Origin of the sequence: Neochlamydia sp. AcF84, assembly GCF_011087585.1 — a bacterium.
Classification (GTDB): Bacteria; Chlamydiota; Chlamydiia; order Chlamydiales; family Parachlamydiaceae; genus Neochlamydia.
The window spans coordinates 62,259-69,651 of record NZ_VJOT01000038.1 but is presented as its reverse complement, the minus strand read 5'-3'; the positions used below and the strand labels follow the sequence as shown (position 1 = coordinate 69,651).

The following is a 7,393-nucleotide window of genomic DNA, read 5'->3' as shown; positions in this document are numbered from 1 at the left end:
CACCAGCAGTAAGCCAAGCGGCGCTAAAATCTATGAAAGCAACCATTAGGCAATGGAATATAAGAAATAGAACAGATTTAGAACTTGGAGATATAGCCAGAATGTATAATCCAGTTATCAGAGGATGGCTGGCATACTATGGGAAATATTCTCCATCAGCTCTATACCAATTCTGCAGACATTTTAATAAGACACTAGTGGCTTGGGGTATGCGTAAATACAAGGAACTTGCAGGTCATAAAACAAGAACGACTATCTTTATAGGAAAGATAGTAAAGAAAACCCCAGAGTTATTTGTACACTGGGATAAAGGAATGATAGGAGCGTTTGCTTAATTGGGAGCGGTATGAATTGAGAGGTTCCTGTACCGTTCTACGAGAGGCTTGTGGGGAAGTTCCACAGGTCGACTCACCATAAGGTTCATTGGCAATTAGATGTTTCTTATGGAGAAGATAAAAGCAAAGTCCGTAAAGACCACGGCGCCCAAAATCTATCAGTTTTGAAAAGATGTACCATGAATCTACTAAAGGCTGATACAAAAACAAAAGCAGGAATCAAAAATAAAAGAGCAAAAGCCGGCTGGAATAAAGATTACATGATGGAAATGCTAAATGGTAAATAAAATCTCCATGCAATTTCCCTGGTATAATAACGAGAGAACACATATAGGAAAGTATAGTTTTGGCAAGACGCCTTTACAAACATTCTTAGATGCAAAACATTTTGCTCGCGAAAAGATGTTTGATAAGTTACAACTGACAGAGATAGTATCTGTCAGGTAACTCATGTTTGCCAGGTCAAGTAGTGTCTAGGACAAATTATATATTAAAAGAGGAATTGGCTGTTGGAACACCTTACTATTAATGTACTCATTTACTCATCGTACTCTTTTTTAAGCAGTTCTGTAGTTTGTTGACACTCACCCATTTTTATCAAGGCATTTCCTAGATTATTATACGTAGATATAAAGGTAGGATGGTCATAAGGAAAGTTTTTGATTACAATTTCAAAAGCTTCTTTATATTCGTTTATAGCTTGCTGATATTTTTGGGTTTTCAAATATACATTTCCCAGGCTATTATGTATGTAAGCCAACCTAGGATGATCGGGAGGATAAATTTTCTCCCAAATTTGTAAAGTTTGTTTATAGTGTTTTCTGGCTTCAATATTTTGTCCAGCTTCTGTAAAGGCGTTTCCTAAATTATTATGGGCATCAGCTAACTTAGGATGATCAGGATCATAAATCCTTTCCCAAATCCTTAATGCGCTTAGATAGTTTTCTATGGCCTGAGAATGTTGTCCTCTCTGTTCCAAAACTATTGCTAGGTTATAATGCACATCACCTAAGCTAGAATACTCGGTAAGATAAGGATCTTCCAAATAGAAACCAGGCTTTTTTCCATTCATTTTAATTTGGGGGTATAGTACCCCATCTTTCCAACCAACTTCTTGATCATTATATATTTTCAATAATTCAGGGTAACGTTTCAAATAAAATTGCTTATCAATTTTTAAGGCCTCTTCTATTTTATCCTTAAGTTTTGTAAGATTACCGTTCCTTAAAAAACAGCAGCCTGCTTTTAAAGAGTTTTCAAACTTTGCATTAATGAAATCTAATATTAAAACATAACATCCTATCTTACATCCTATCTTAAAATAATCTATTTTATCTCTATTATTAAAAGCTTGGTCTATAATTTTTCTATCTGTTTTTTTAATTTCATGCAAAACTGCTTCAATATGGGGCATTAATATTTTTCGCTTATCCATTGCTTGCGAGCCTTCAATATCATGACGGGGTAAACAAGAGTTGAGCACCAATAAAGCTTTTCTAAGCCCATTTTTTCGTTGTACTAAAGATAAGGTGTTTTTAATAGCATCTTGATCGAGACGCTGGATAGCTATTGATTCTTCCTTACTTAAATTATTTATAGTTATAATATGGTGGTTGAGCAAGACTGCTATCAACTCATCGACCTTCGATAATTGTGATTCCTTACTTAAACTACTAGTGTTAGGGCAATGCTGGATGAACCAGCTATTAAGCAAGCTTTTAGGAATGTGACTTGGATCTAAGTTAGCACAAAAATGTAATAGCTCTATGGCTAACGGTTGTTTTTTCTTTACTGCTTCAAAAGTTAAATTTCTTGCAGCTAAAATTGAACCATTAGTCCTAGACAAAGGATCTTGATGTTTTGATAGAAATTCAGTACGGGATTCCTTTATTCTGTCTAAATAACTTGAAAAATTTAGGCCATGAGTTGTAATGTAGTAAGCTGCACTTGCCAAAACTTGAGGATGGTTTTGAAGCTCATTAGCAATCTCTTCCGCTTTTATTCGGTCAGTTAAATTAGTAGCGTTAAGAAGAAAATGTACAGCCTCACCTGAGGAAAAATTGTCTAAACCAATCTCTTGAGCCCCTAGTTGATTTTTCCATTGATTGGCAGTACAAGAAGTAATTAATATATTTCCGCCTTTTTTAGGAAGATATTTTTTTAATTTCTCCATTTCCTCTGCTTCTAATTCTAAATTGTCGAAAATTAATAACCATCCCGGATTTATTTCTAGCCAATTTTTCATTAAATTGTATCTTTCTTCAGCTTTTTCTTGCTTAGGAAGAGCTAAGGCTTCAGCTAATTTGTCTAACTCGATATATAAGGCATCAAGCTTGGATGCTTGTATAAAAGCAATTTTAGTATAGTCCCATTTATGCTGGTACATATAGTCTAAAACTAGCTGAGACTTGCCCACCCCCATAGAACCTGTTATGACATAAATTTGTGCTTTACGCTGGCGCATACTTTGGCTAAGAGCTTCCGTTAGCTTAGATGTCTTGAATAGTCTCCTAATAAAATGAGGGCTAAGCTCAGGAACAGAAAGGGGGGTTAGTACAATAGAGCTTTCCAAGCAATTGTCTCTCTTTGTTTGTAGGCGGATACTCTCTATTTTTTCTTCTTCCATAACTTCTGTATGCCACCTTAACATCGCGCTAAAATTATGATCCGGATAGTTTTTAATTTGCTTATCTAATATTTCTTTAGCTAAATGATCAAAATTAGCATCTTCTTTTAAAAAAATTAAAGTTTCTACTATTTTATACTGGATCTGGCTCCGCCCACAGGAGGTCAAAGAAAATAATACATCTAATTTTTTTATAGCTTTTTCTCGAACATTGAGAGAGCCATTTGAAAGGGCAATGTCGCTTAAACGTTGGACAATTTCATAAAGTATAGGCAAGTCTGCGTCGGTATCGGGTAAGGAACGAGCAATTTCGATCAACTGATTAAAGTTTTCTTTGTCAGATAAAGGTTCTTCCCATTGGTTTTTTAAAAGAAGCATACGCTCATATGCAGTAGGAATTGATTTTTCATTAAAGCACCTTTGTAACTTTTCCAAGGTAAGCTTTAATTTCATGCCTAATTGAGGAAAATCTTTATCAATTAATTGCCGCACTTTTTTTGAATAGTCTTTGTCTTTAAAGATATTGGGATTTACCACAATTTCTCGTAAAAGCTTTTTCAACTCTTTACGTGAATTAGGAATGCACGATTTTAGATCATTTCCCTTTTTTAAACATTCCATTAGAATTTCAATTAGATCTAAGCTTGCTTTAAATCCTTCAGTAATAGGCTGATAATTATGTGAAAGACTACTAACAAGGACTTTAACATAAGCAGCTTTATATTGAAACTCGGGAGATTTAGCTAGTTTTTTTTCCAAACCTGCTAGGTGCTGCAATAATTCATCAATTTTACCATTAGGAATATTGGCTCCTGTAGATGCCAAAGTAGTAAAGATTTGTTCAAGTAAAAGTTTATAAGTTTCCAACATACGTTGTTGAAGAAGCGCAAACTCATTTGTATCTGTACATTTCATTAAGCGCTGCCTAAATTCATTTTCTAATAAATATAATTCATGAGGAGCTCTTAATTTAAAATTTTTTCTTTGAGAAATGAGGACTTTTAAATGTTTAAGTGCCTCAATTCTTATTAAGGATTCATGGCAATCCAGTAAAGAAATAAAGCCTAAGCACGCTTCTATAGGATTTGATGAAGGAGCCTTCCATTGTTTAAGATCACCAAGGCTACGTAGTTTCTCAATTTCTTGGAAAATTTGCTTTAAAAAAGGTTCTTTTTCTTCTTGCCTGGTTTTATTATAATTTTCAACAAGTAGGGTAATTTCTGAATATAAAAGAGAAGAGGGAGCTGGGGGGAGCGGCTCCTCTAAGGGCTCACTTTCCTCATATATTTTATAAAAAATTGCTGCTCCACTAAGAGTTAGAACTATACCACCAGCTGTGTAAATTAGAAATTTGTGACGGCTTAATATAGAAACTTTACTAGCAACTTCTGGTGCAGATCCATAGCTACTATATAGTTTCGGCCAAGAAAGAAAAGAAAGCCGAGGAGGTATTGAGATATGGGTGCGAGTGATTTCAAAAAACAATTCATGAGGTCCTCTTAATAAAGAATTAGCCTGAGGATTACTAATAGCTCTAAAAGACGTATTAAAAGGATAGACCTTAGGGGCAATAAATGAAATACGATTCATCCTTAAAATTCTCCTCGTGTGTTGGTATATTAGAGCTGTGCAATCAAAAATTAGCAAACTTCTTCTTTGTTCTCCATAAATTTTTTCTTATCCTAGCTAGTAAGCATTCACCAGGTAACATAGATTTCTAATTATTAAGCTGATAGAGTAAGTTAAATTGCCAGGGAAATTGCATGAAGATTTTATTTACCATTTAGCATTTCCATCATGTATTCTCGATTCCATCCAGCTTTTGCTCTCTTACCCTTAATCCCTGCTTTTGTTTTTGTATCAGCTTTTAGTAGATTCATGGTACATCTTTTCAAAACTGATAGATTTTGGGCACCATGGTCTTTACGGACTTTGCTTTTATCTTCCCCATAACAAACATCTAATTGCCAATGCACTTTGTGATGAGTCGACCTGTGGAACTTCCCCACAGGCCTCTCGTAGAACGGTACAGGAACCTCTCGATTCATACCGCTCCCAATTAAGCAAACGCTCCTATCATTCCTTTATTCCAGTGTACAAATAACTCTGGGGTTTCCTTTACTATCTTTTCTATAAAGATAGTCGTTCTTGTTTTATGACCTGCAAGTTTCTTGTATTTACGCATTCACCAAGCCATTAGTGTCTATTAAAATGTCTGCAGAATTGGTATAGAGCTGATGGAGAATATTTCCCATAGTATACTAGCCATCCTCTGATAACTGGATTATACATTTTGGCTATATCTCCAAGTTCTAAATCTGTTCTATTTCTTATATTCCATTGCCTAATGGTTGCTTTCATAGATTTTAGCGCCGCTTGGCTTACTGCTGGTGTAAAACTTATAAACATGCTATTTCGTTTACTGTTTTTGACCAGTCTTGGCCGAAAGGTATAGCCTAGAAAATCAAATTTGGTTTCCTTGTATTTTCCCTTGCGGCTTCCATCTTTACAGTAAATAATCTTTGTTTTATCTGGATGAAGCATCAAACTACATTCTTCAAATCGTTGCTTTAGATTTGTTAGAAGGTATTGAGCGTCTTGTTCTGTGTTACAATGTATTAATCCATCATCAGAATACCTACACTATAGCATGCTAGGATATTTCCTTGTCATCCAGGTGTCAAATACATAATGAAGAAATAGATTGGCAAGCACTGGACGAGACTGTCAATTATTCTGTGTAAACCATCTCAGTTATTTGTTAATCTTAGCCTTTCCCCATAAGCTATGGCTAGATAAGAAATAATTGTTTTCCATTCAAGTAAAGGCATTGTCCACTTTTTTGATACATCTCTGAATGCTAAAAAAAGCATTTTAAAGAGAGCATCATCATTAGGAAAAATTGCTCTATTTTTGGTGACTTTTCTAAACTGTCTATGAAGCGATTCTACTGCATTGGTAGTATAGATCATACGACGAATAGGTGCTGAAAACTCAAAAAAAGTCTTAATGTTATCCCAGTGGACTACCCATGGCTTTACTGCTAGAGGATATTTATTATCCCATTTTCCTCGAAGCTTTTCAAGTTTCTGCTCTGCTTATTCTACCGTATGTGCCCCATATATTCCTTTCAAATTAGCTGCAAATTCTTTAGCATATTTATTAGGAATATATTTTATTGAATTGCAAATCATATGAATTATACATAATTGAATTTTTACTTCAGGAAATATAGCTCTTATTGCCTCAGGAAGAGACTTTAAGCCATCAATACATGCAATGAGTATGTCTTTTACACCTCTATTTTGCAATTCTGTGCATACTTTTAGCCAAAATTTTGCTTCTTCCCCTTCGCCGATCCAAATCCCTAAAACATCTTTTTTTCCCTCATTATCTATTCCTAAGCATGTATAAGCTGCCTTACAGACAACTTTACCTTCTTCTTTAACTTTATAGTGAATAGCGTCAAAGAACACGATAAGATAGACAGATTGCAAGGGTCTAGCTTGCCAATCGGTGGCTACTTCGATAACTTTATCAGTTATATTGGAAACCATAGTAGCAGACATCTCAAAGCTATATAACTCTTGCACATGAGATTGTATATCTCGGGTAGTCATACCTTTAGCATACATGAAGATAATTTTATCATCGAACGAGCTAATATTCCTTTAGTGTTTTTTTATTGCTATAGGTTCAAAATCTGCTTTACGATCTCTAGGTACTTGTAAACTAATAGTACCGTGATTGCTTTTAACTGTTTTCTTGGCATGGCCATTGCGGCTATTGCCTGACTGTTGTCCTTTGGATGAATGCTTTTCATAACCCAGATGCTCATCCATTTCTTTTTGGAGCATTTGCTCCAACATGTTGCCAATTAGGCGCTGAACAAGGCCATTTTTCCCTGTCAGATCGTCAACGGTTTTACATTTAGCAAGCTCAGATTGTAGATCGAATTTTTCAGGAATTGACATATTGTCTGTCTCCATTTGTATAAATGATTAGCAGCTGCAAACTCCGCTTCGCTTCGTTCGCAGCTTGGTTTGCTTTTGAAAGTATAATAAAAATCTACTTTCCTTATTATTTATTTACACAGATTTTTTGACAGGCTCCTGGCTTAGTCGCTCAAAATTCTCCCAAACGTCTTTATTCAGGCTAAAAAAGCTTAATTTCTTCTTTAAGTTGCTTTAAAAATCTATTTTGAAGGCTACCTCCTACGCTAAAGCTCTTAAATTTTAGCCAATTTTCATTCTCACTAACAAGAATTCTTGGATTTCTACTTTTTTAGCTTACCCTTAAAAGGAAATTTACATTTTTCTTTTCTAAAACTGATGCAATGATGAAATTTTTTAGGGTAAATCAGGTCGAACTAATACTACTTCGTTAGGTTTAAGAGGTATCAAAAAATAACCTTTTAGATGAGTCATGAATA

General features: G+C 34.8%; 7 protein-coding genes and 1 pseudogene. 3 read left to right on the top strand and 5 right to left on the bottom strand.

The genetic code is table 11. The annotated features are described in order from the left end of the window. The 3 genes from NEOC84_RS03755 to NEOC84_RS03745 all read left to right on the top strand — a co-directional run. Positions 1 to 335: group II intron maturase-specific domain-containing protein (locus tag NEOC84_RS03755; protein ID WP_278248300.1), on the top strand; the 335-nt coding region annotated here is incomplete at its 5' end. Positions 336 to 385: 50 nt separating this feature from the next. Continuing rightward, positions 386 to 622 carry a hypothetical protein gene (locus NEOC84_RS03750; RefSeq protein ID WP_166155415.1) on the top strand — a complete coding sequence of 79 codons (237 nt, stop codon included), beginning with the start codon at positions 386 to 388 and terminating at the stop codon, positions 620 to 622. Then, the gene (locus tag NEOC84_RS03745) at positions 612 to 782 is read left to right on the top strand and encodes a hypothetical protein (protein ID WP_166155319.1); all 171 of its coding nucleotides are present in this window, start codon (positions 612 to 614) and stop codon (positions 780 to 782) included. The genes NEOC84_RS03750 and NEOC84_RS03745 overlap by 11 nt, the downstream gene beginning before the upstream one ends. A 91-nt stretch (positions 783 to 873) precedes the next feature. On the opposite strand, the gene NEOC84_RS03740 is transcribed toward NEOC84_RS03745, so the two are convergent. From NEOC84_RS03740 to NEOC84_RS09890, 5 genes and pseudogenes are all read right to left on the bottom strand, one after another. Then, the gene (locus tag NEOC84_RS03740; protein ID WP_166155413.1) at positions 874 to 4,551 is read right to left on the bottom strand and encodes a tetratricopeptide repeat protein; all 3,678 of its coding nucleotides are present in this window, start codon (positions 4,549 to 4,551) and stop codon (positions 874 to 876) included. Between the two features lie 182 nt (positions 4,552 to 4,733). After that, on the bottom strand, positions 4,734 to 5,009 hold the full coding sequence (locus NEOC84_RS03735) for a hypothetical protein (protein ID WP_166155411.1): 276 nt from the start codon (positions 5,007 to 5,009) through the stop codon (positions 4,734 to 4,736). Positions 5,010 to 5,020: 11 nt separating this feature from the next. Beyond that, positions 5,021 to 5,146 carry a hypothetical protein gene (locus NEOC84_RS10070; protein WP_278248303.1) on the bottom strand — a complete coding sequence of 42 codons (126 nt, stop codon included), beginning with the start codon at positions 5,144 to 5,146 and terminating at the stop codon, positions 5,021 to 5,023. A gap of 11 nt (positions 5,147 to 5,157) precedes the next feature. Further along, the gene (locus tag NEOC84_RS10140; RefSeq protein WP_347566637.1) at positions 5,158 to 5,580 is read right to left on the bottom strand and encodes a group II intron maturase-specific domain-containing protein; all 423 of its coding nucleotides are present in this window, start codon (positions 5,578 to 5,580) and stop codon (positions 5,158 to 5,160) included. Between the two features lie 131 nt (positions 5,581 to 5,711). Continuing rightward, positions 5,712 to 6,935 (bottom strand): annotated as a pseudogene (locus NEOC84_RS09890) (IS256 family transposase). Positions 6,936 to 7,393 lie beyond the last annotated feature (458 nt).